The sequence below is a fragment of the Streptomyces formicae genome (genome assembly GCF_002556545.1).
GTDB lineage: Bacteria > Actinomycetota > Actinomycetes > Streptomycetales > Streptomycetaceae > Streptomyces > Streptomyces formicae_A.
Genome location: NZ_CP022685.1, coordinates 8,044,623 through 8,065,603, shown reverse-complemented (window position 1 = coordinate 8,065,603; position 20,981 = coordinate 8,044,623). Strand labels below are relative to the sequence as shown.

At 71.0% G+C, this 20,981-nt stretch carries 17 protein-coding genes; 5 read left to right on the top strand and 12 right to left on the bottom strand.

Annotation, left to right across the window (positions count from 1 at the left end):
• Positions 1-2: 2 nt before the first annotated feature.
• From KY5_RS35110 to KY5_RS35060, 12 genes are all read right to left on the bottom strand, one after another.
• Positions 3-2,468, bottom strand: a complete 2,466-nt coding sequence (locus tag KY5_RS35110; RefSeq protein WP_098245979.1) for a PQQ-dependent sugar dehydrogenase — start codon at positions 2,466-2,468, stop codon at positions 3-5.
• Positions 2,469-2,649: 181 nt separating this feature from the next.
• On the bottom strand, positions 2,650-3,648 hold the full coding sequence (locus KY5_RS35105; protein WP_098245978.1) for a sugar phosphate isomerase/epimerase family protein: 999 nt from the start codon (positions 3,646-3,648) through the stop codon (positions 2,650-2,652).
• Positions 3,649-3,706: 58 nt separating this feature from the next.
• Entirely contained in the window at positions 3,707-4,933 is a 1,227-nt protein-coding gene (locus KY5_RS35100) for a Gfo/Idh/MocA family protein (RefSeq protein ID WP_098245977.1), read from the bottom strand.
• A 48-nt stretch (positions 4,934-4,981) separates the two neighbouring features.
• Positions 4,982-6,022, bottom strand: coding sequence for a substrate-binding domain-containing protein (locus KY5_RS35095; RefSeq protein WP_098245976.1), 1,041 nt, complete (start codon positions 6,020-6,022; stop codon positions 4,982-4,984).
• 16 nt (positions 6,023-6,038) lie between these two features.
• On the bottom strand, positions 6,039-7,058 hold the full coding sequence (locus tag KY5_RS35090; RefSeq protein ID WP_098245975.1) for an ABC transporter permease: 1,020 nt from the start codon (positions 7,056-7,058) through the stop codon (positions 6,039-6,041).
• The gene (locus KY5_RS35085) at positions 7,055-8,596 is read right to left on the bottom strand and encodes a sugar ABC transporter ATP-binding protein (protein WP_098245974.1); all 1,542 of its coding nucleotides are present in this window, start codon (positions 8,594-8,596) and stop codon (positions 7,055-7,057) included. The genes KY5_RS35090 and KY5_RS35085 overlap by 4 nt, the downstream gene beginning before the upstream one ends.
• Positions 8,597-8,783: 187 nt before the next feature.
• A complete protein-coding gene (locus KY5_RS35080; RefSeq protein WP_098245973.1) occupies positions 8,784-9,965 on the bottom strand; it encodes an ROK family transcriptional regulator in 1,182 nt (393 codons plus the stop codon).
• A 176-nt stretch (positions 9,966-10,141) separates the two neighbouring features.
• Entirely contained in the window at positions 10,142-10,738 is a 597-nt protein-coding gene (locus KY5_RS35075) for a GNAT family N-acetyltransferase (protein WP_098245972.1), read from the bottom strand.
• 49 nt (positions 10,739-10,787) lie between these two features.
• Positions 10,788-11,465 carry a GntR family transcriptional regulator gene (locus tag KY5_RS35070; RefSeq protein WP_098245971.1) on the bottom strand — a complete coding sequence of 226 codons (678 nt, stop codon included), beginning with the start codon at positions 11,463-11,465 and terminating at the stop codon, positions 10,788-10,790.
• Between the two features lie 94 nt (positions 11,466-11,559).
• Positions 11,560-12,507: a beta-ketoacyl-ACP synthase III gene (locus KY5_RS35065; protein WP_098245970.1), complete on the bottom strand. Its 948-nt coding sequence runs from the start codon at positions 12,505-12,507 to the stop codon at positions 11,560-11,562.
• A 125-nt stretch (positions 12,508-12,632) separates the two neighbouring features.
• A complete protein-coding gene (locus KY5_RS43305; protein ID WP_418952841.1) occupies positions 12,633-12,767 on the bottom strand; it encodes an MFS transporter small subunit in 135 nt (44 codons plus the stop codon).
• Positions 12,736-14,073 (bottom strand): OFA family MFS transporter, encoded by a 1,338-nt coding sequence (locus KY5_RS35060; RefSeq protein WP_098245969.1) that lies wholly within the window; start codon positions 14,071-14,073, stop codon positions 12,736-12,738. Before KY5_RS35060 ends, KY5_RS43305 begins: the two co-directional genes overlap by 32 nt.
• A gap of 235 nt (positions 14,074-14,308) precedes the next feature.
• On the opposite strand from KY5_RS35060, the gene KY5_RS35055 reads away from it, so the two are divergent.
• From KY5_RS35055 to fdhD, 5 genes are read left to right on the top strand one after another with little or no spacing between them, the layout of a single operon-like run.
• Entirely contained in the window at positions 14,309-15,280 is a 972-nt protein-coding gene (locus KY5_RS35055) for a 2-dehydropantoate 2-reductase (protein WP_098245968.1), read from the top strand.
• Between the two features lie 19 nt (positions 15,281-15,299).
• Complete coding sequence (locus KY5_RS35050) at positions 15,300-17,222, top strand: molybdopterin oxidoreductase family protein (protein WP_098247686.1); 1,923 nt, start codon at positions 15,300-15,302, stop codon at positions 17,220-17,222.
• A gap of 13 nt (positions 17,223-17,235) precedes the next feature.
• A complete protein-coding gene (locus KY5_RS35045; RefSeq protein ID WP_098245967.1) occupies positions 17,236-19,221 on the top strand; it encodes an NADH-ubiquinone oxidoreductase-F iron-sulfur binding region domain-containing protein in 1,986 nt (661 codons plus the stop codon).
• A complete protein-coding gene (locus tag KY5_RS35040; RefSeq protein ID WP_098245966.1) occupies positions 19,218-20,078 on the top strand; it encodes a 2Fe-2S iron-sulfur cluster-binding protein in 861 nt (286 codons plus the stop codon). Before KY5_RS35045 ends, KY5_RS35040 begins: the two co-directional genes overlap by 4 nt.
• 7 nt (positions 20,079-20,085) lie before the next feature.
• Positions 20,086-20,934, top strand: a complete 849-nt coding sequence (gene fdhD / locus KY5_RS35035) for a formate dehydrogenase accessory sulfurtransferase FdhD (RefSeq protein ID WP_098245965.1) — start codon at positions 20,086-20,088, stop codon at positions 20,932-20,934.
• Positions 20,935-20,981: the final 47 nt, after the last annotated feature.

Genomic DNA, 20,981 nt, shown 5'->3' with positions numbered 1-20,981 from the left:
CCTCAGCTGGTGGTGAAGGTGAAGTCGTCCACGTCGTAGAGCGCTCCGGTGCCCGAGCCCTTGAAGACGAGGAACAGGGTGGTGGTCGTCTTGGGCGGCTTGGAGAGGGCGGTGCTGACGTCCGCGTACGTCTCCCACGAGCCGGTCGGCGCGACCTTCGCGCTGCCCAGGAGCCTGCCGCCGACCGAGCCGCTGCGGACCTCCAGGGTGCCGCCGGAACCGGCGGACGCGACGCGCGCGGTCAGCTTGGTGGCGTTGCCGAGGACGTACGGCTTGAACGAGACCCAGTCGCCGTTGTGGATGTCGCCGACGGTCTTGCCGCCGTGCGCCGGGGCGTGGTTCACGATCGAGACGCCCTTGGAGTCGCCGTAGTGCTCGCCCTGGCGGTGCTTGGGCTGGACGACGTTCTGGTCGTGGGTGGTCAGCGCGGGCTGGCCGTTGGCGCCCTTGTCGGTGTACTCGGCGTCGAAGACCCCGAAGATGTTGGCGTTCGGGTCGTGCTCACCGTCGGCCGAGGTCTGGATGGTGCCCGAGCAGCCGTTCGCGGAGGTCACCGGGTGGCCGTGGCTGTCGTGGCCGAGGATGTGCGTGACCTTGACCTTGGCGCAGTCGATCGCGCCGTCCTCCGGATCGGTCACCTTCACCTTGAAGGGCACCTTGTCGCCGAAGGTGAACAGTTGCCCGTCGGCGGGGAGTTCGAGGGTCACCTTGGGCGCGGTGTTGCCGACGGTGAGGTGCGCGCTCGCCGAACCGGTGCGCCCGGTGGAGTCCTTGACGGTCACGGTCGCCGTGTAGACGCCGTTCTTCTTGTACGTGTACGTGGGGTTCTGCTGGGTCGACTTGCCGCCGTCGCCGAAGTCCCAGGCGTAGGTGAGCGTCCCGCCCTCGGCGTCCGTGGCCTTGGCGGTGAACTGGGTCCGCAACGGAGCCTGACCACTCGTCTTGGACGCGCCGGCCTCGACGACCGGGGAGTGGCCCTCGGTGGCGTTCTCGATGCGGTAGAGGCCGGAGTTCTCGTCGCCGCCGAACCAGGCGGTGCCGTAGTCCAGGACGTAGAGCGCGCCGTCGGGGCCGAACTCCATGTCCATGACCTGGGTGCCGGTCCACGGGAACGGGTTGATCTTCGAGACGGTGCCGTCCGCGCCCTGCTCGATGCGCTTGATCCAGCGCCTGCCGAACTCGCCCGCGAAGAAGTCGCCGTCGTACGCCTCGGGGAACTTCACCGGGGAGGTGTTCGCGGCGTCGTAGCGGTAGACGGGTCCGCCCATCGGGGACTCGGACCCCGAGCCGAACTCGGGGAGGGATCCGCCGTCGTACGGAATCCATGCCTCCTGCGCGGGCGGCAAGTCGGTCAGGCCCGTGTTGTGCCGGGAATCGTTCTTCGGCGCCGCGCAGTCGAAGGCGGCGCCGGAGGTCTTCGTCGCGAAGTCGTAGTCGACGTAGGCGTCGTTCTTGCCGGTGCAGAACGGCCAGCCGAAGTTGCCCGCCTTGGTCACGCGGGCGAACTCGACCTGTCCGGCGGGTCCGCGCTTGGGGTCGGCCGCGCCCGCGTCGGGCCCGTAGTCACCGACGTAGACGATGCCCGTCGGCTTGTCGACGCTCATCCGGAAGGGGTTGCGGAAGCCCATCGCGTAGATCTCGGGGCGGGTCTTCTCGGTGCCCTTGGCGAAGAGGTTGCCGTCCGGCACGGTGTAGGAGCCGTCGTCGGCGACCTTGACGCGCAGGATCTTGCCGCGCAGGTCGTTGGTGTTGCCCGCGCTGCGCCGCGCGTCGAAGGCGGGGTTGCGGTCGGCGCGCTCGTCGATGGGCGTGAAGCCGTCGGAGGCGAAGGGGTTGGAGTCGTCGCCGGTCGAGAGGTAGAGGTTGCCGTCCTTGTCGAAGTCGATGTCACCGCCGACGTGGCAGCAGGTGCCTCGGCTCGCGGGGACGTCGAGGACCTTCTTCTCGCTGGCGTTGTCGAGCGTGCCGTCGGCCTTCAGGACGAAGCGGGAGAGGCGGTTGACGCCGTCGAACTTCTTGAAGTCCTCGGCGGTGCCGTTCTCGGGGGCGTCGCCCGCGGGGGTGTCGAGCGGCGGCGCGTAATAGAGGTAGATCGCGCGGTTCTCGCTGAACTTCGGGTCGAGGCCGACGCCTTGGAGGCCCTCTTCGTCGTGCGAGTAGACCGGTATCTTGCCCGCGACCTTGGTGTTGCCCGCGGCGTCGGTGAGGCGCAGCGTGCCGTCGCGCGAGGTGTGCAGGACCGAGCGGTCGGGGAGCACGGTGAGCGTCATGGGCTCGCCCGTCTCCGGCGCGCCCTTGGCCAGGGTGACCTGCTGGAAGTCCTCGGCGACGGGGGCGGCGGCCGTCGAGGACGGGTCCGCTGGGACGGCACCCGCCTGCGGTACGGCGATGGCCAGTGAGGCGCCGGTGAGCAGCGTGCCGGTGGCCAGGGCGAGGGCTTTGTGGAGTCTCAGGCGTTTCCTGTGCACGGGGGTTCCTCCGGATGGGGGCGGGTGTCGTGCGGTGCTCCGTGCGCCGGGGTGCGCCGTCACCCCGGAGTCCTATGTCCTGTACATCCCAAGGACGGTAGCGAGCTTTGTCCTTGGCCGAAAGCCTTTGCACAGGAGTGGAGTTGAGCTTCTTCCTGGAGCAGGACAAAGTGGGGGCGAGCTACCGGTTGAACGCCGCGTCGAACGACGCGGTCGGCGGCTCGAAGTCGAACGCCTTCAAACGCTTGAGCGCCTCGGGCGCGCCCTGGAGGCGGTCCATGCCCGCGTCCTCCCACTCCACCGAGACCGGGCCGTCGTACGCGATGGAACGCAGCATGCGGAAGACGTCCTCCCACGGCACGTCCCCGTGCCCGGCCGACACGAAGTCCCATCCCCTGCGCGGGTCGCCCCACGGCAGATGGGACCCGAGCCTGCCGTTGCGGCCGTCCAGGCGGCGCCGGGCCTCCTTGCAGTCCACGTGGTAGATCCGGTCGCGGAAGTCGTAGAGGAAGCCGACCGGGTCGAGGTCCTGCCACACGAAGTGCGAGGGGTCGAAGTTCAGGCCGAAGGCGGCACGGTGGCCCACCGCCTCGAGGGCCTTGTGCGTGGTCCAGTAGTCGTACGCGATCTCGGACGGATGCACCTCGTGGGCGAAGCGCACGCCCTCCGCGTCGAAGACGTCCAGGATCGGGTTCCAGCGCTCGGCGAAGTCCTCGTAGCCGCGCTCGATCATGGACTCGGGGGCCGGTGGGAACATCGCGACCAGGTGCCAGATCGCCGATCCCGTGAAGCCGACGACGGTGTCGACGCCGAAGGCCGCCGCGGCCCGCGCGGTGTTCTCGATCTCGGCGGCGGCCCGCTGCCGCACGCCCTCCCCCTCGCCGTCCCCCCAGATGCGGTCGGGCAGGATCGCCCGGTGGCGCTCGTCGATGATCGCGTCGCAGACCGCCTGACCCACCAAGTGGTTGGAGATCGCCCAGCATTTGAGGCCGTACTTGTCGAGCAGGGCGTGCCTGCCCGCGAGGTAGCCGGGGTCTGCCAGCGCCTTGTCGACCTCGAAGTGGTCGCCCCAGCAGGCGAGTTCGAGGCCGTCGTAGCCGAAGTCGCTGGCGAGCGCGCAGACCTCTTCGAGCGGCAGGTCGGCCCACTGGCCGGTGAAGAGCGTGAACCTACGGGGCATGACGGGGCCTCCTCGGGCGGGGATCTGCGGACTGCTCAGGCGTCGATCGGCTGACTGCTCAAGCGGGGATCTGCGTGTACACGGAGTTCTTCGCGGCGCTCTCCTCCACGGCCGCGAGCACCCGCTGCACGGAGAGCCCGTCGGTGAACGAGGGCTCGGCCTCGGCTCCGGTGGCGATGGCGTGCAGCAGGTCGCGGGCCTGGTGCACGAAGGTGTGCTCGTAGCCGAGTCCGTGACCCGGCGGCCACCACGCCTCCAGGTAGGGATGGTCGGGCTCGGTCACCAGGATCCGGCGGAAGCCCGCCGACGCCGCGGGCTCGGTGTGGTCGTGGAAGGACAGTTCGTTGAGCCGCTCCAGGTCGAACGCCAACGAGCCGTGAGATCCGTTGAGTTCGAGTCGCAGCGCGTTCTTGCGCCCGGTGGCGAAGCGGGTCGCCTCGAAGCTGGCGAGCGCGCCGGAGGGGAAGCGGCCGGTGAAGACGGCGGCGTCGTCCACCGTGACGGCACCGAGCCGGGCGCCGCCCGCGGTGCCGCCCGCCACCGTGAGCCCACCGGAGGCGCCCGCCCCCTCGTCCGCGTCCGCCACAAGCGGCCGTTCCCGCACGAACGTCTCCGTGAGCGCCGAGACCCCGGCCACCTGCTCCCCCGCCAGATACTGCGCGAGGTCCACGATGTGCGCCCCCAGGTCACCGAGCGCCCCGGAGCCCGCGCGCTCCTTGAGCAGCCGCCAGGTGAGCGGGAACTCCGGGTCCACCAGCCAGTCCTGAAGGTACGTCAGGCGTACGTGGCGCAACGCGCCGAGGCGACCCTCGGCGACCATCCTGCGGGCCAGCGCGAGGGCGGGCACCCGCCGGTAGTTGAAGCCGACCATGGCCACCTGCCCCCGCGCGCGGGCCCGCCCCGCGGCCTCGGCCATGGCCTCGGCCTCCTCGACGGTGTTCGCCAGGGGCTTCTCGCACAGCACGTGCTTGCCCGCTTCGAGGGCGGCCACCGCGATCTCCGCATGGCTGTCGCCCGGCGTGCAGATGTCGACGATGTCGACGTCGTCCCGGGCGATCAGGGCGCGCCAGTCGGTCTCCGCCGCCGCCCAGCCAAGACGGTCGGCGGCGGCGCGCACCGCGCCGCCGTCACGGCCGCAGACGGCCGAGAGCACCGGTTCGACGGGCAGGTCGAAGACGCGCCCGACGGTGCGCCAGCCCTGGGAGTGGGCGGCGCCCATGAACGCGTAGCCGACCATGCCCACCCCCAACGGCCGCTTCCCCGCCTCGGGTTCCGTCTCACGCATGCGGTACTCCTCCTCGTCGACGCTCGGTGCGGGCTGCTAACGGGCACATCACTTGAAGCCGGTGGGCATGTACTGCTCGACGTTGTCCTTGTCGACCACGGCCGAGTAGCAGGTGACGAAGGACGGGATCTCGAACTCCGCCATGCCGCTCACGCCCTTGCCCTGCCCGAGTGCGCGCGCCAGGTCGATCGCCGACGCGGCCATCGTGGGCGGGTAGAGGACGGTGGCCTTCAGGACGCCGTCGTCGGCCTCGATGGCCTGGAAGGCGGAGAGCGCGCCCGCGCCCCCGACCATCAGGAAGTCGTCGCGGCCCGCCTGCTCGATGGCGCGCAGGGCGCCCACGCCCTGGTCGTCGTCGTGGTTCCACAGCGCGTCGAAGTTCTTCTGCGCCTGGAGGAGTTGGGACATCTTCTGCTGGCCCGACTCGACGGTGAAGTCGGCGGCCTGCCTGGCGACCTTCTTGATGTTCGGGTAGTTCTTCAGCGCGTCGTCGAAGCCCTTGCTGCGCTGCTTGGTCAGCTCCAGGTTGTCCAGGCCCGCGAGCTCCACGACGCGGGCGTTCTTCTTGTCCTTGAGCTTCTCGCCGATGTAGTGCCCGGCACTCAGGCCCATGCCGTAGTTGTCGCCGCCGATCCAGCAGCGGTAGGCCTGCGGGGAGGCGAAGACGCGGTCGAGGTTGACGACGGGGATGCCCGCCTTCATCGCCTTCAGGCCGACCTGGGTGAGCGCCTTGCCGTCGGCGGGCAGGATCACCAGGACGTCGACCTTCTTGTTGATCAGCGTCTCGACCTGGCCGATCTGGGCCGCGGTGTCGTTGGAACCCTCGGTGGACTCCAAGGTGACGTCCGCGTACTTCTTCGCCCGCTCCTTGGCGTTGTCGTTGATGGCGTTGAGCCAGCCGTGGTCGGCCTGCGGGCCCGCGAAGCCGATGGTGACCTCCTTGCCCGGCTTCTCGTCGGCGACCTGCTGCTCCTTGTTCCCGCTGTCCTCGTCCTTGGACTCGTTGCTGGTGCAGCCCGCGAGGAGCGCTCCGCCCGACAGGGCGGCGGCTCCGAAGAGGAGCCCTCTGCGGCTCGTGGTGGTTGGCATGGGTGAACCCCTCAGCTCAGGAAGTGTGGGCCGTACGACGTTGGACGAGCACCGCGGCGACGATGATCGCGCCCTTGGCGATCTGCTGGGTCGCGGTCTCCAGGTTGTTGAGCGCGAAGATGTTCTGGATCGTGGTGAAGATCAGCACGCCGAGCACGGATCCGGTGATGGTCCCCCGGCCGCCGCTGAGCAGCGTGCCGCCGATGATCGCCGCGGCGATGGCGTCGAGTTCGTAGAGGTTGCCGTTGGTGTTCTGTCCCGAGCCGGACAGGACGATCAGCAGGAAGGCGGCGATGCCGCAGCACAGGCCGGAGAGCAGATACAGGTAGAGCCGCTGCCTGCGGACGTCGATGCCCGCGAGGCGCGCGGCTTCCGCGTTGCCGCCGACCGCGACGGAGCGCCGTCCGAAGGTGGTGCGGTTCAGGAGCAGCCAGCCGACGACCGTGACGGCCGCGAAGACGAGGACGAGCGGCGGGATGCCGAGGACGTACGACTCGCGCAGGCCGAGGTCCAACACCCCGTCGACGGTGACCATCTGGGTCTTGCCGTCGGTGATCTGGAGGGCCAGGCCGCGGCCCGAGGCCAGCATGGCGAGGGTCGCGATGAACGGCACGATCCCGCCGTACGCGATGAGCAACCCGTTCACCAGGCCGCACCCCATGCCGACGATCACGGCCGTGAACAGGATGCCCGCGAAGCCGTACTCCTGGGTGGCCACCGTCGTCGCCCACACCGACGCCAGCGCGACGATCGCGCCGACCGACAGGTCGATGCCGCCGGAGATGATCACGAACGTCATGCCGACGGTGACGACGCCGATGACGGATGCCTGGGTGAGGACGAGTTGGACGTTGTCCGTGTCGAGGAACGAGTCCGGCTGGGTGATCCCGCCGATCACGACAAGGACGGCGAGCACACCGAGCAGCGAGAGCGTGCGCACGTCGAAGCGGACCAGCTTGGTGCGCCACGGCCTTCCGCCGTCGGCGGGGGCGCTCTTGCGGGTGGCGGCCTCGGCCGCCGGGGCTGGCTGGGTCATGCCGCCGGGCTCCCTTCGAGTACAAGGTCGAGTACGCGGTGTTCGTCGAGGTCACGGGCGGGCGCGGTGTGCACGACGCGGCCCTCGCGGAGCACCAGGACACGGTCGGCGAGGCCGAGCACCTCGGGCACCTCGCTGGAGACCATGAGTACGGCGAGGCCCTCGTCGGCGAGGCGGCGGATCACCGCGTAGAGCTCGGCGCGGGCCCCGACGTCGACGCCGCGGGTCGGCTCGTCGAGCAGCAGGACGCGGCAGCCGCGCAGCAGCCAGCGGGCCAGGACGGCCTTTTGCTGATTGCCGCCTGACAGGGTGCGCACGGGGACAGAGGGATCGTCGGGGCGCAGGGAGAGCTCCCGTGTGGCGGTGTGCGCCGCCTCGCGTTCGCCGCCCCGGTCGAGCCAACCACCGCGCGAGAAGCGGGACATGGAGGAGACCGACACGTTGCGGGTGACGGACTCCAGCATGAGCAGGGCCTGCGCCTTGCGCTCCTCGGGGGCGAGCCCGAGCCCCGCACGGACGGCGGAGCGGACGCTGCCGGGTCGCAACACCCGTTCTTCTACTGCTACTTGGCCCGAGCTCGGCTTGCGTGCGCCGTAGATCGTCTCCAGGATCTCGGAGCGCCCCGAGCCGACGAGTCCGGCGAGGCCCACGATCTCGCCGGGGCAGAGGTCGAGGTCGAGGGACGCGAACTCGCCGTGCCGCGACAGGCCGCGCACCGTCAACACCGGTTCGGGCAGGCCCGGTTGGCCGTCCTGACGGTGGGGGCTCTCGTCCGCCCGCTCCGGGAAGACGTACTCGACGTTGCGGCCCGTCATCATCGCCACGACGTCCTTGGTCGGCGTGCTCTTGGCGGGCAGGCCGCCCGCGACGGCGCGCCCGTCCTTGAGGACGGTGACCCGGTCGCCGATGCGGCGGATCTCCTCCAGGCGGTGGGAGATGTAGACGACGGCGACGCCGTCCGCCGTGAGGGCGGTGACGATGCGGAAGAGGTTGTCGACCTCGTCGGGGTCGAGGGCGGCGGACGGCTCGTCCATGACGATGAGGCGCACCTCGTGGGAGAGGGCGCGAGCCATCGAGACGATCTGCTGCTGGGCGGCGGACAGCTCGCCCACGAGCCTCCCCGGGTCGATCTCACCATGCCCAAGTCGCTTCAGAAGCGCGGCAGTTGAGTCCCTGGCGACACGGCCGCGCACCACGAATCCGGCGGAGGTCGGCTCGTGCCCCAGGTACACGTTCTCGGCGACGGAGAGCCCTTCCACCAGATCGAGCTCCTGGTAGATGGTGGCGATGCCGAGCCGCATGGCCGCGATCGGCGAACGCAGCGTGGTGCGCTCGCCGCGCCAGGTGATCTCTCCGTCGTCGGGCTGGTGGGCGCCCGCGAGGACCTTGATGAGGGTGGACTTCCCGGCGCCGTTCTGGCCGAGGAGGCAGTGCACTTCGCCCGCCAGGACCTGGAGGTCGACGCCGTCGAGGGCGCGGACTCCGGGAAACGACTTGGTGATGCCGGACATGGTGAGCAGCGGTGGTTCTGGTGCCATGACGTTCCCCTAGGCAGGTGCGTGCGTGCCGGTCTCAGGGCAGGGCGGAGCAGAGCGCTGTGCTGGGTGGGGCGATTCCGGGCACGGCGCGGCCGCGCGCGTACCGGTGCTGGTGGGGTGGTGCCGCGTGCGCGAGGTGCGGGTGCGTACGCGAGGTGCGGGTGCGTACCGGCCGGGCCCGGGAGGGTCAGGCCGGGGAGAACAGGTGGTCGCTGATGAGCCGGGCGCCGCCGATGACTCCGGCGGTCGGCCCCAACTCGCCCAGGACGATGGGAAGGTTGCCGGTCGCCAGGGGCAGCGACTGGCGGTAGACCTGGGTGCGGATCGCGGCGAGCAGCGTGTGGCCGAGGCCGGTCACCCCGCCGCCGATCACCACGAGGCCGGGGTTGAAGAAGCTGACGAGTCCCGCGATGACCTGCCCGGTGCGGTTGCCGCCCGCCCGGATGAGGTCGAGCGCGGTGGCGTCGCCCGCGGCGGCGGCCGCCGCGACGTCGACGGCGCTGAGCCGCCCCGCCTCGTCGAGCCGCGTGGCGAGCTCCGCCGAACGCCCCTCCCTGGCCGCCTCCTCGGCGTCGCGGGCGAGTGCCGCGCCGCTGAAGTAGGCCTCCAGACAGCCCTTGTTGCCGCAGGCGCAGGGGCGGCCGTCCGGTTCGGCCTGGATGTGGCCGATGTCGCCCGCGCTGCCCGTCGTACCTCGGTAGACCTCACCGCCGACGACGATGCCGCAGCCGATGCCCGTGCCGATCTTGACGCAGAGGAAGTCGCCCACGGAGCGTGCGACGCCCGCGTGCTGCTCCCCCATCGCCATGAGGTTCACGTCGTTGTCGACCATGACGGGGCAGCCGAGGTCCTGGCTGAGGGCCTCGCGTACGGGGAAGCCGTCCCACCCCGGCATGATCGGCGGGGCGACCGGTACGCCCTCGGGGAAGCGCACGGGGCCCGGAACACCGATCCCGGCGCCGTCGAACCCCTCCGCGAGCCCGGTGGCCTTCAGCTTGGCCGCCATGGCGAGGACCTGCTCGAAGACCGCGACCGGGCCTTCGCGCACGTCCATGGGCTGGTTGATGTGCCCGAGCACCTCCAGCTCGGCGTTGGTGACCGCGACGTCGATCGAGGTCGCGCCGATGTCCACGCCGAGGAAGCGGAGGGCGGGGGCCAGGCGGATGTTGTGGGAGCGGCGGCCGCCGCGCGAGGCGGCGAGTCCGTCGGCGACCACGAGTCCGGTCTCCAGGAGCCTGTCGACCTCGACGGCCAGCTTGGACCGTGAGAGATCGACCTGATCGCCCAGCTGGGCACGGGAGTTGGGACCCCCGTCACGCAGCAGCCGCAACAACCGCGCCTGGTGCGCGTTGGCGGGTCGAGCCGTCATACGTCTCACGCGCCCCTCCCGCCTCTTCGGGCTGCCAGTTCCGCGCCCTCGGACAACGCCGTTGTCTTCGGGCCTCTTTCAAGCTTTCGAGGGGAACGTAGCAGTGCCTGCCGGGGGTGGGAAGAAGTTGCGCGGGAATTACCCATGACTTTCTCCAGTCACAGGACAAAGGTGCGTTACCTCGGCTCGCGGAGCATGCACCACGTGCGCGGGCCGTTGTCGGGCAGGGTGATCTCCGCGGTGACGGCGAAGCCGAGCCGCCGGTAGAACGCCACGTTGCGTTCGGTCGACGTCTCCAGGAAGGCGGGGTACCCCGCCTTGTCGGCCGCCTCGATGCCGGGTCCGATCACGGCGCGGCCCAGCCCCTGGCCCTGTGCGTCGGGGTCCACGCCGACCGTGGCGAGGAACCACGCGGGGCGCCTGGGACGCAGCGGACGCAGCGCCCGGTCGGCCGCGTCGAACCACGCCTTGCGGGCGCCCGCCAGCTCACCGATCAGCGGGCCGACGGCGGCGAATCCGGGGGCCGGGTCGCGGTCCGGGGTGGTCCAGACGGCGACGGCCCGACCCGCCCCCGCGACCCAGACGCGCCCGTAGACCATCCCGACGCGGGTGAGGAAGAGCTCCTGGAAGCGGCGGACGCGCTCCTCGTGGTCGTCGGCGTCGACCACGTGCCGGGTGAAGGGGTAGTCGGCGAAGGCCCGGCCGAGCGTCCTGACGGCCGTCGGCACGTCTTCGCTGATCGCGGGCCGTATGCGGTTGTTCGTAGCGCTCATGTCGTCTCTCCCACCACTGTCGCCGACACTGTCCTGGCGCGACCGGAGCTCAGCCCTTGTCGCGCTGGTGGTACGTCTTGCGCGTGTGCTCCGTGTGGGCGCGCATGATGGCGGTGGCCCGCTGTTCGTCGCGCTCGGCGATCGCCGCGATCAGTTCACGGTGCTCGATCCAGGACTGGCTGCCGCGCTGGCGGGCCACCGGCGTGTAGTACCAGCGCACCCTGCGGTCCACCTGCCCGGCGAGTTCGGCGAGGACGACGTTGCCCGCGAGCTCCATCACCTTGGCGTGGAAGGCCGCGTTGAGCGTCACCACCTGGTCCACGTCGCCGTCGGCGACGGCCTGTTCGCCCCGGGTGCAGAGCTCGTCGAGCGCGGTGATGCCCGCGGTGCCGGTGTTCGCGGCGGCGAGCCGGGCGGCCTCGGCCTCCAGGAGCGTACGGACCGTCAGGAGCTGGTCCGCCTCCTCCTCGGTCGGCTCGTGCACGAAGGCGCCCTGGGCGGGGCGCAGATCGACCCAGCCCTCGGTGTTGAGGCGTTGCAGCGCCTCGCGCACCGGCTGCCGGGAGACGCCCAGGTGTCCGGCGAGTTCGCTCTCGACGAGGTGCTGTCCCGGCTGGAGCGAGCGGGTCGTGATGAGTTCGAGCAGCGCCTCGTAGACCCGCTCCCTGAGCGGCCCGGGGCGTTCGAGCCTGGGCACCGCTCCCTGCGGCAGTCCTGTGGACAACATCGCGGTCCCCTCCTCGACGATTGCCTTTTGTCTACAGTCTACGAGCTACAAGGGCCAGCGCCAGGGGGAGTTGAGCCCGTCACACGGACGCCCCTCAGGGGCAGCGCACGACCTGCCCCGCGTACGACAGGTTGCCGCCGAAGCCGAAGAGCAGCACCGGGTCGCCCGAGCTGAGCTCGCCGCGCTCCACCAGCTTGGACAGGGCCATGGGGATGCTCGCCGCCGAGGTGTTCCCGGAGTCGACGACATCGCGCGCGACGACGGCGTTCACGGCGCCGATGCGCTCCGCGAGCGGCTCGATGATGCGCAGGTTCGCCTGGTGCAGGACGACGCCCGCGAGGTCGGCGGGGGTGAGCCCGGCCTTCTCGCAGGCCGCGCGGGCGAGCGGCGGCAGCTGCGTCGTGGCCCAGCGGTAGACGCTCTGGCCCTCCTGGGCGAAGCGCGGCGGGGTGCCCTCGATGCGCACGGCATTGCCCATCTCGGGCACTGAGCCCCACAGGACGGCTCCGATGCCGGGCTCCTCGCCGGGTCCGCACGCCTCGACCACCGCGGCGCCCGCCCCGTCGCCGGTCAGGACGCAGGTGGTGCGGTCCGTCCAGTCGGTGACCTGGGACATCTTGTCCGCGCCGATGACCAGGGCGCGGGTCGCCGCCCCGGCCCGCAGCGTGTGGTCGGCGGTGGCCAGGGCGTGCGTGAAGCCCGCGCAGACCACGTTGAGGTCCATGGCGGAGGGCGAGGGGATGCCGAGCCGCGCGGAGACCCTGGCCGCCATGTTCGGTGACCTGTCGATGGCCGTGGAGGTGGCGACCAGGACCAGGTCGATGGCGTCGGGCGTCAGGCCCGCGGCGGCCAGGGCCTTGCCGGCCGCGTGCGCGGCCAGCTCGTCGACCGGCTCCTCGGGGCCCGCGACGTGGCGGGTGCGGATGCCCACCCGGGAGCGGATCCACTCGTCGCTGGTGTCGACCACTCCTGCCAGGTCCGCGTTGGTGAGCACCTTGGCGGGCTGGTAGTGGCCGACGGCGACGATGCGCGAGCCGTGCATGTACGGGTCCCCTTATGTATTGCCGGAGCTGCGGGATCCTCCAGTCTGCTCAGCGACTCGCGAGTAACGGGGTACGTAATGTGACAGGAAAGGCGCGCCTCGTTTGGATGCTTCTCATCATCGTGTCACCCGGTGAACAGCTGGGTGGCCTTGTGTACGAGCTCGTAAAGGCCGTAGGCGAGCGGAATACCCACCCAAAGCCACGCGAAAAGGGTCAGTGCGCGACGGCTACGGGGCGGTGCGCTTGGCGGCGTGGTCATCGTCGGTGTCCTCCTTCGGGGCGGGCACGTGGTGGCGGGGGTGGACGGGCCTGACGAGTTCGTTGGCGACGAAGCCCACGACGAGCAGGCCGATCATGATCGTGAAGGAGAGTCCGTAGAGCGCGGAGCCGTGTTTGCCCGCCTCTTCCTGGTGGTCGGCCACGCGGTTCACGATCAGCGGCCCGAGGACCCCCGCCGTGGACCAGGCGGTGAGCAGCCTGCCGTGGATGGCACCGACCTGGTAGGTGCCGAAGAGGTCCTTCAGGTAGGCGGGGACGGTCGCGAAGCCGCCTCCGTAGAAGGAGAGGATCACCAGCGCGCAGACGACGAACAACGGTTTCGAGGCGTCCCCGAACTGGGCGATCAGGAGGTACATGAGCGCGCCGACGCCGAGGTAGACGCGGTAGATGTTCTTGCGGCCGATCAGGTCGGACGCCGAGGACCAGCCGATGCGTCCCGCCATGTTGGCCGCGGAGAGCAGGGCCACGAAGCCGGCCGCGGCGGAGACGGACACCGGCGTCGAGGTGTCCGCGAAGAAGTCCGTGATCATCGGGGCGGCCTTCTCCAGGATGCCGATGCCCGCGGTCACGTTCATGCACAGCACCACCCACAGGCACCAGAACTGCGGGGTGCGCACGGCGGAGCGGGCCGAGACCTGCGGCCCGTCGAGCACCCCGGGCACGCCGGGCCCGCGCGCGCCCTCCGTGCGCGGGACGCGCACCAGGAACACGCCGAGCGACATGAAGACGGCGTACGTCAGGCCGTGCACCAGGAACGCGAGCGCGATGCCGTGTCCGTCCGTGCCGAAGGAGTCCAGCATCCGCGCCGACCACGGCGAGGCGATGAGCGCGCCGCCGCCGAAACCCATGATCGCGATGCCGGTGGCCATGCCGGGACGGTCGGGGAACCACTTGATCAGGGTGGAGACCGGGGAGATGTAGCCGATGCCGAGGCCGATCCCGCCGACGAAGCCGTAGCCGAACACGATCAGCCAGTACTGGCCTGTCGCGGCGCCGAGCGCGGCGAGCAGGAAGCCGGAGGAGAAGCAGACGAGTGCGACGGACATCGCCCAGCGCGGTCCGTTGCGCTCGACGAGCGTGCCGCCGAAGGCGGCGGACAGGCCCAGCATGACGATGCCGAGCTGGAAGGGCAGCGCGCTCTGGGTGCCGCTGAGGTCGAGGGCGGATTCGAGGGGCGGCTTGAAGACGCTCCAGGCGTACGCCTGGCCGATGGAGAGATGGACCGAGAGGGCGGCGGGCGGCACGAGCCAGCGGCTCCAGCCGGGGGGTGCGACGGGGGGCCTCATGATCCCGAACGGTAGAAACCGACGGCGGAGTTGGGAAGAGGTCGCACGGGGCGGGTCGGCGGCGGGCCATCTCGCGCGCCACCCCTTGCCGCCCCAACTTCCATACTGTAGACAATATTCCGTCGACGTTTTCTCCATACGTTCCTCGTTCCGTCGCCTGTTCCGTCTCCTGTTCCGTTCCTCGTTCCCTCCCACGTTCCGTTCCTCGGCCCTCAACCGAATGGAGCGCCCCACCGTGAAAGTCGCAGTCCTCGGTGCCGGTGCGATCGGCGCCTACGTCGGAGCCGCGCTGCACCGCGCTGGTGCCGACGTCCATCTCGTGGCCCGTGGCCCCCACTTGGCGGCCATGAGGCAGCACGGCGTACGCGTCCTCAGCCCGCGCGGCGACTTCACCGCGCGGGCCCACGCCACCGACGATCCGGCCGGCATCGGGCCCGTCGACTTCGTCTTCCTCGGCCTCAAGGCCAACTCGTACGCGGCGTGCGGGCCGCTGATCGAGCCCCTGCTCCACGAGTCGACCGCGGTGATCGCCGCGCAGAACGGCATCCCCTGGTGGTACTTCCACCGGCACGGCGGACCGCACGACGGCCACCGCGTCGAGAGCGTCGACCCGGGCGGCGCGGTCAGCGCCGTGCTCGCGCCCGAACGGGCCGTCGGCTGTGTGGTCTACGCGGCCACCGAGCTCGAAGGTCCGGGCGTCGTACGCCACTTGGAGGGCACGCGGTTCTCCATCGGCGAGCCGGACCGCTCCCGCTCCGCGCGCTGCGCGGCCTTCAGCGAGGCCATGGTGGCGGGCGGCCTCAAGTGCCCGGTCGAACCCGAACTCCGCGGCGACATCTGGATCAAGCTGCTCGGCAACATCTCCTTCAACCCGATCAGCGCGCTCGCCCGCGCCACCATGCGCGAGATGTGCCTGCACGGCGGCACCCGGCGGGTCATCGAGATCATGATGAACGAGACGCTCGCGGTGGCCGCCGCCCTCGGCTGCGAGCCCGACATCTCCGTGGAGCGGCGCCTCGCGGGCGCCGAACGCGTCGGCGACCACCGCACCTCCACCCTCCAGGACCTGGAGCGCGGCAAGCCCCTGGAACTCGACGTCCTGCTCGCCGCCGTCGTGGAGCTCGCGGACATCACCGGTGTCCCCGTGCCGACGCTGCGCACCGTGCACGCCATCTCGGACCTGCTCGCATCGAGGGCCGCCGCATGAGCCCGTGGAGGACCGCCGCATGAGCAAGAAACGTGACCGCGCCCCCAAGACGTACACCCGGCTCACCCACCCGCTCGTCCGCGACTCCCGCGACGCGCCCTTCCGCCGGGCCACCTGGGACGAGGCGCTGGACCGCGCGGCCGAAGGACTCGGCGCGGCGCGCGGCGCCTTCGGGATGTTCTCCTGCGCCCGCGCGACCAACGAGATGAACTACGTGGCGCAGAAGTTCGCCCGGGTCGTCATGGGCACCAACAACGTCGACTCCTGCAACCGCACCTGTCACGCGCCGAGCGTCGCGGGTCTCTCCTCGGCCTTCGGTTCGGGCGGCGGGACCTCGTCGTACGAAGAGGTCGAGCACACGGACCTCATCGTGATGTGGGGTTCCAACGCCCGCTTCGCGCACCCGATCTTCTTCCAGCACGTGCTGCGCGGCATCAGGAACGGCGCGCGGATGTACGCGGTCGACCCGCGCCGCACCAAAACCGCCGAGTGGGCCGAGAGCTGGCTCGGTCTGAACGTCGGCACGGACATCCCGATGGCGCACGCGATCGGCCGCGAGATCATCCACGCGGGCCTCGCCAACCGCGCGTTCATCGAGCGGGCGACGACGGGCTTCGACCGGTACGCGGCCCTGGTCGAGCCGTGGACGCTCTCCCTCGCCGAGAAGGTGACGGGCGTCCCCGCCGCCGCGATAAGGGAGTTGGCGCACGCCTACGCGCGGGCCGAGCGGGCCCAGCTGTGCTGGACGCTCGGCATCACCGAGCACCACAACGGCACGGACAACGTGCGCGCCCTGATCAACCTGTCGCTCCTGACCGGCCACGTGGGCCGCTTCGGCTCGGGCCTCCAGCCGCTGCGCGGGCAGAACAACGTGCAGGGCGGCGGCGACATGGGCGCCATCCCCAACCGCCTGCCCGGCTTCCAGGACATCCTCGACCCCGAAGCCCGGCTGAAGTTCGAGTCGGCCTGGGACACCGTCATCCAGCCCCGCTACGGCCTGACCCTCACGGAGATGTTCGAGGCGATGGAGGAGGGCACGCTCAAGGCCGTCTACTGCGTCGGCGAGAACCCCGCGCAGTCGGAGGCCGACAGCGAGCAGGCGGTGCGCCGGATGCGGGCCCTGGACTTCCTCGTCGTGCAGGACATCTTCCTGACCAAGACCGCCGAGCTGGCGGACGTCGTGCTGCCCGCGACCGCCGGGTGGGCGGAGACCGACGGCACGACGACCAACAGCGAGCGGCGGGTGCAGCGGGTGCGCAAGGCCGTGCGGCCGCCGGGCGAGGCCCGCGAGGACATCGACATCATCTGCGATCTCGCCGGGCGCCTCGGCCACCCGTGGAAGTACGCGGACGCGCAAGCCGTCTGGGACGAGCTGCGGTCCGTCTCGCCGGATCACTACGGCATGACGTACGACCGTCTTGCGGAGCTCCAGGGCATCCAGTGGCCCTGCCCCGACATCGACGGGGTCGAACCGACGTACCTGCACGGCAGGTTGTGGGAGTCCGACCCGGAACGGCGCGGCACGCCCGCCCCGTTCGGGATCGTCGAACACGACCCGCCGGTCGACCTGACCGACGAGTCGTACCCGATCCGGCTGACCACGGGGCGGCGCCTGGATTCGTACAACACCGGTGTGCAGAGCGGGAGTTTCGCCTCTCCGCTGCGGCGCGGCGAGTACGTCGAGCTGTGCCCGGAGGACGCCGAGCGGTACGGCGTCGTGGTGGGCGAGGAGGTCAGGGTCTCCTCGCGGCGCGGCACGGTCACGGCCCCCGTCTGGGTCGACCCCGGTCTGCGCCCCGGGCTCGCCTTCATGACCATGCACTTTCCCGACGAGGTCGACACCAACCAGCTGACGATCGAGTCGAACTGCCCGATCGCGGGGACGGCGGAGTTCAAGGCCGCGGCGATCCGGATCGACAAGCTGCCCGCGTCCGTGGTGTGAGGTGAGGTGACGTATGGATCTGCGCTTCGGTGACAGCAAGCCGACGGACGAGGAGCGGGCGGCGGTCGACGCGGTGCTCGGGCCGCCGGATTCCTCGTGGGAAGGCGCCGACGAGCGCAGCGAAGCGGATCTGCGCTGGGCGCGGGGTGGCCGTGCGGCGCGGGAGCGGCGGGATCTGCTGCTGCCGGGGCTGCACGCGCTCAACGACCGGGTGGGGTGGATCAGCGAGGGCGGCCTCGACTACGTGTGCAGGCGGCTGACGGTTCCTCCCGCCGAGGGCTATGGGGTGGCCACGTTCTACTCCATGTTCTCGGTGCGGCCGAGGCCGCGCACGGTCGTACGGGTGTGCACGGATCTCGCCTGCGGCGGCGCGGAGTTGTGCGGGGAGGTCTCCGACCGGTTGGCGTCCACGTCCGGGGTCGCGGTGGAGGCCAGCCCCTGTCTGGGGCTGTGCGAGCGGGCGCCTGCGGCGTTGGTGGTGCGGGCGGGACCGATGTCATCACCGGCTCCGCCGAGTTCGTCCTCAAGCGCCGGACGGGCTGAAGATCCCACCGGACCGAATTCAGCCCGTCCGGCACTTGAGGACGAGCGCGGAGCGCGATCAGCCCCTCCGGCGTTTGAGGAGCGGGGTCCGGGGCGGAGCCCCGGGGACAGCAACCCCGTGGCCGCTCAAGCAGTCGTCGCTCCCGCCACCCCCGACACGATCACCGCCACAGCCACCGCCCCCGAGACCGCCCCCGCAGAGCCCCCCGCAGCGTTGGCCGTCCCCCAGGCGGGACACCCCGGCCTGATCCTCCTCGACCGCATCGGCACCGTCGACCCGTCGTCCCTGGACGACTACCGCACCCACGGCGGCTACACCGCCCTGCGCCGCGCCTTGGCCATCGGCCCCGCCGACGTCATCCGCGAGGTCACGGAGTCCGGACTCGTGGGACGAGGCGGCGCCGCGTTCCCCACGGGCAGGAAGTGGGGGGCCACCGCCGCGCAGCCCGACCACCCGCACTACCTCGTCTGCAACGCCGACGAGTCCGAGCCCGGCACCTTCAAGGACCGGGTGATCATGGAGGGCGATCCGTACGCGCTGATCGAGGCGATGACCATCGCCGGGTACGCGGTCGGCGCCCACCTCGGCTACCTCTACCTGCGCGGCGAGTACCCGCGCGCCCTGCACCGCCTGGAGCACGCCGTCGCACAGGCACGCGCGCGTGGGCTGCTCGGCGACGACGTCCTGGGGCAGGGGTACGCCTTCGACATCGAGATCAGGCGGGGCGCGGGTGCCTACATCTGCGGCGAGGAGACCGCCCTGTTCAACTCCATCGAGGGGTACAGAGGCGAGCCGCGCGCCAAGCCGCCCTTCCCCGTGGAGAAGGGCTTGTTCGGCAAGCCCACCGCCGAGAACAACGTGGAGACCCTCGTCAACGTCCTGCCGATCCTCACCATGGGCGCCGAGGCGTACGCCGCGATCGGCACGGAGAAGTCCACCGGGCCCAAGCTCTTCTGCGTGGCGGGGAGCGTCGAACGGCCAGGCGTCTACGAACTGCCCTTCGGCGCCACCCTCGGCGAGCTCCTGGACCTCGCGGGAAAGCCCGACAACCTGCGCGCGGTCCTGCTCGGCGGGGCGGCCGGTGGCTTCGTGCGGCCCGACGAGCTGGACATTCCCCTCACCTTCGAGGGGACGCGGGACGCCGGGACCACGCTCGGCTCCGGCGTGGTGCTCGCCCTCGACGACACCGTGCCGCTCCCCCGCGTCCTGCTGCGCATCGCGGAGTTCTTCCGCGACGAGTCGTGCGGCCAGTGCGTGCCGTGCCGGGTCGGCACCGTCCGCCAGGAGGAGGCCCTGCACCGCATCGCCGGACGGACCGGTGCGGCCGCCGCCGACGACATCGCGCTGCTCCGCGACGTGGGGCGGGCCATGCGGGACGCCTCGATCTGCGGTCTCGGCCAGACCGCGTGGAACGCCGTGGAATCCGCCATCGACCGCTTGGGGGCGTACGAATGACCGCGATCCCGCTCCAACCGCCGCGCCGTCTGGTGGAGTTCACCCTGGACGGCCAGGAGGCCAGGGTCCCGGAGGGGGCCACGATCCTCGACGCCTGCCGCGCCGCGGGCAAGGACGTGCCCACCCTCTGCGAGGGCGACACCCTCACCCCGAAGAACGCCTGCCGGGTCTGCGTCGTGGAGGTGGCGGGCGCCCGCACCCTCGCCCCGGCCTGTTCCCGCAGGGCGGAGCCCGGCATGGACGTGCGCACGGACACCGAGCGCACCCGGCACAGCCGCAGGATCGTCCTCGAACTCCTCGCCTCGTCCGTCGACATGTCGACGACGCCGAAGGTCGCGGGCTGGCTGAAGGAGTACGAGGCGAAGCCCGAGCGGTTCGGCGCCGACGCGGCCCGCGTGAACGAGGAGCCCCGGGTCGACAACGACCTGTACGTACGGGACTACGACAAGTGCATCCTCTGCTACAAGTGCGTCGACGCCTGCGGCGAGCAGTGGCAGAACACCTTCGCGATCGCGGTGGCGGGCCGCGGCTTCGACGCCCGCATCGCCGTCGAGCACGACGCGCCGCTGACCGACTCGGCGTGCGTGTACTGCGGCAACTGCATCGAGGTCTGCCCCACGGGTGCCCTCACCTTCACGTCGGAGTTCGACATGCGGGCCGCCGGCACCTGGGACGAAGCCGCGCAGACCGAGACGACCACGGTGTGCGCCTACTGCGGAGTCGGCTGCAACCTGACGCTGCACGTGCAGGACAATGAGATCGTGAAGGTCACGTCGCCGCACGACAATCCGGTGACCCACGGCAACCTCTGCATCAAGGGCCGCTTCGGCTACCAGCACGTACAGAACCGGGACTGATCAAGACATGGGACGAGTCACGGCGCGACGCAAGGTGATCCGGATCAGGGACGGGCACGTCTCGGAGCGCCCCGACACCCTGGTCGCCGAGGAACCCCTGGAGATCCGGCTGAACGGCAAGCCGCTCGCCATCACCATGCGCACGCCGGGTGACGACTTCGCGCTCGCGGCGGGCTTCCTGGTGAGCGAGGGCGTGCTCGGCTCCGCCGAGGAGCTGCAGTCGATCGTCTACTGCGCGGGGGCGACCGAGGACGGATCGAACACCTACAACGTGGTGGACGTGCGGACGGCGCCCGGCGTCGTCCTGCCCGACATCACCCTCGAACGCAACGTGTACACCACCTCGTCCTGCGGCCTGTGCGGCAAGGCGAGCCTGGACGCGGTGCGCACCACGGCGCGCTTCCCGATCTCCGACACTCCCCCGGTCAGGATCGACGTCGAGCTGCTCGCGAGCCTCCCCGACCGGCTGCGCGCGTCCCAGCGCGTCTTCGACAAGACCGGAGGGCTGCACGCGGCGGCGCTCTTCTCCGAAGAGGGCGAGCTGCTCGACCTGCGGGAGGACGTGGGGCGGCACAACGCCGTCGACAAGCTGGTCGGCCGCGCGCTGCGGGAGGGGCGGCTCCCGCTGTCCCGGACGGTCCTGCTGGTCTCCGGACGCGCCTCCTTCGAGCTCGCGCAGAAGGCGGTGATGGCGGGCATCCCGGTGCTCGCCGCGGTCTCCGCGCCGTCCTCGCTCGCCGTCGACCTGGCCGCCGAGACGGGCCTCACGCTGGTCGGCTTCCTGCGCGGCTCCTCCATGAACGTGTACGCGGGCGAGCACCGCGTCGCCCTGCGGGCCGCGGCCTCCCAGGGCTGACCCGGGCTTTCCGCCGCACGGCGGCGGGGTCCCGACCGGCGGGGAGC

Excerpts from the sequence above, each read along its gene's own strand:
- KY5_RS35105 (WP_098245978.1), bottom strand. The coding sequence starts at position 3,648 with ATGCCCCGTAGGTTCACGCTCTTCACCGGCCAGTGGGCCGACCTGCCG.
- KY5_RS35100 (WP_098245977.1), bottom strand. The coding sequence starts at position 4,933 with ATGCGTGAGACGGAACCCGAGGCGGGGAAGCGGCCGTTGGGGGTGGGC.
- KY5_RS35095 (WP_098245976.1), bottom strand. The coding sequence starts at position 6,022 with ATGCCAACCACCACGAGCCGCAGAGGGCTCCTCTTCGGAGCCGCCGCC.
- KY5_RS35090 (WP_098245975.1), bottom strand. The coding sequence starts at position 7,058 with ATGACCCAGCCAGCCCCGGCGGCCGAGGCCGCCACCCGCAAGAGCGCC.
- KY5_RS35085 (WP_098245974.1), bottom strand. The coding sequence starts at position 8,596 with ATGGCACCAGAACCACCGCTGCTCACCATGTCCGGCATCACCAAGTCG.
- KY5_RS35080 (WP_098245973.1), bottom strand. The coding sequence starts at position 9,965 with ATGACGGCTCGACCCGCCAACGCGCACCAGGCGCGGTTGTTGCGGCTG.
- KY5_RS35075 (WP_098245972.1), bottom strand. The coding sequence starts at position 10,738 with ATGAGCGCTACGAACAACCGCATACGGCCCGCGATCAGCGAAGACGTG.
- KY5_RS35070 (WP_098245971.1), bottom strand. The coding sequence starts at position 11,465 with ATGTTGTCCACAGGACTGCCGCAGGGAGCGGTGCCCAGGCTCGAACGC.
- KY5_RS35065 (WP_098245970.1), bottom strand. The coding sequence starts at position 12,507 with ATGCACGGCTCGCGCATCGTCGCCGTCGGCCACTACCAGCCCGCCAAG.
- KY5_RS43305 (WP_418952841.1), bottom strand. The coding sequence starts at position 12,767 with ATGACCACGCCGCCAAGCGCACCGCCCCGTAGCCGTCGCGCACTGACC.
- KY5_RS35060 (WP_098245969.1), bottom strand. The coding sequence starts at position 14,073 with ATGAGGCCCCCCGTCGCACCCCCCGGCTGGAGCCGCTGGCTCGTGCCG.
- KY5_RS35050 (WP_098247686.1), top strand. The coding sequence starts at position 15,300 with ATGAGCAAGAAACGTGACCGCGCCCCCAAGACGTACACCCGGCTCACC.
- KY5_RS35045 (WP_098245967.1), top strand. The coding sequence starts at position 17,236 with ATGGATCTGCGCTTCGGTGACAGCAAGCCGACGGACGAGGAGCGGGCG.
- KY5_RS35040 (WP_098245966.1), top strand. The coding sequence starts at position 19,218 with ATGACCGCGATCCCGCTCCAACCGCCGCGCCGTCTGGTGGAGTTCACC.
- fdhD (WP_098245965.1), top strand. The coding sequence starts at position 20,086 with ATGGGACGAGTCACGGCGCGACGCAAGGTGATCCGGATCAGGGACGGG.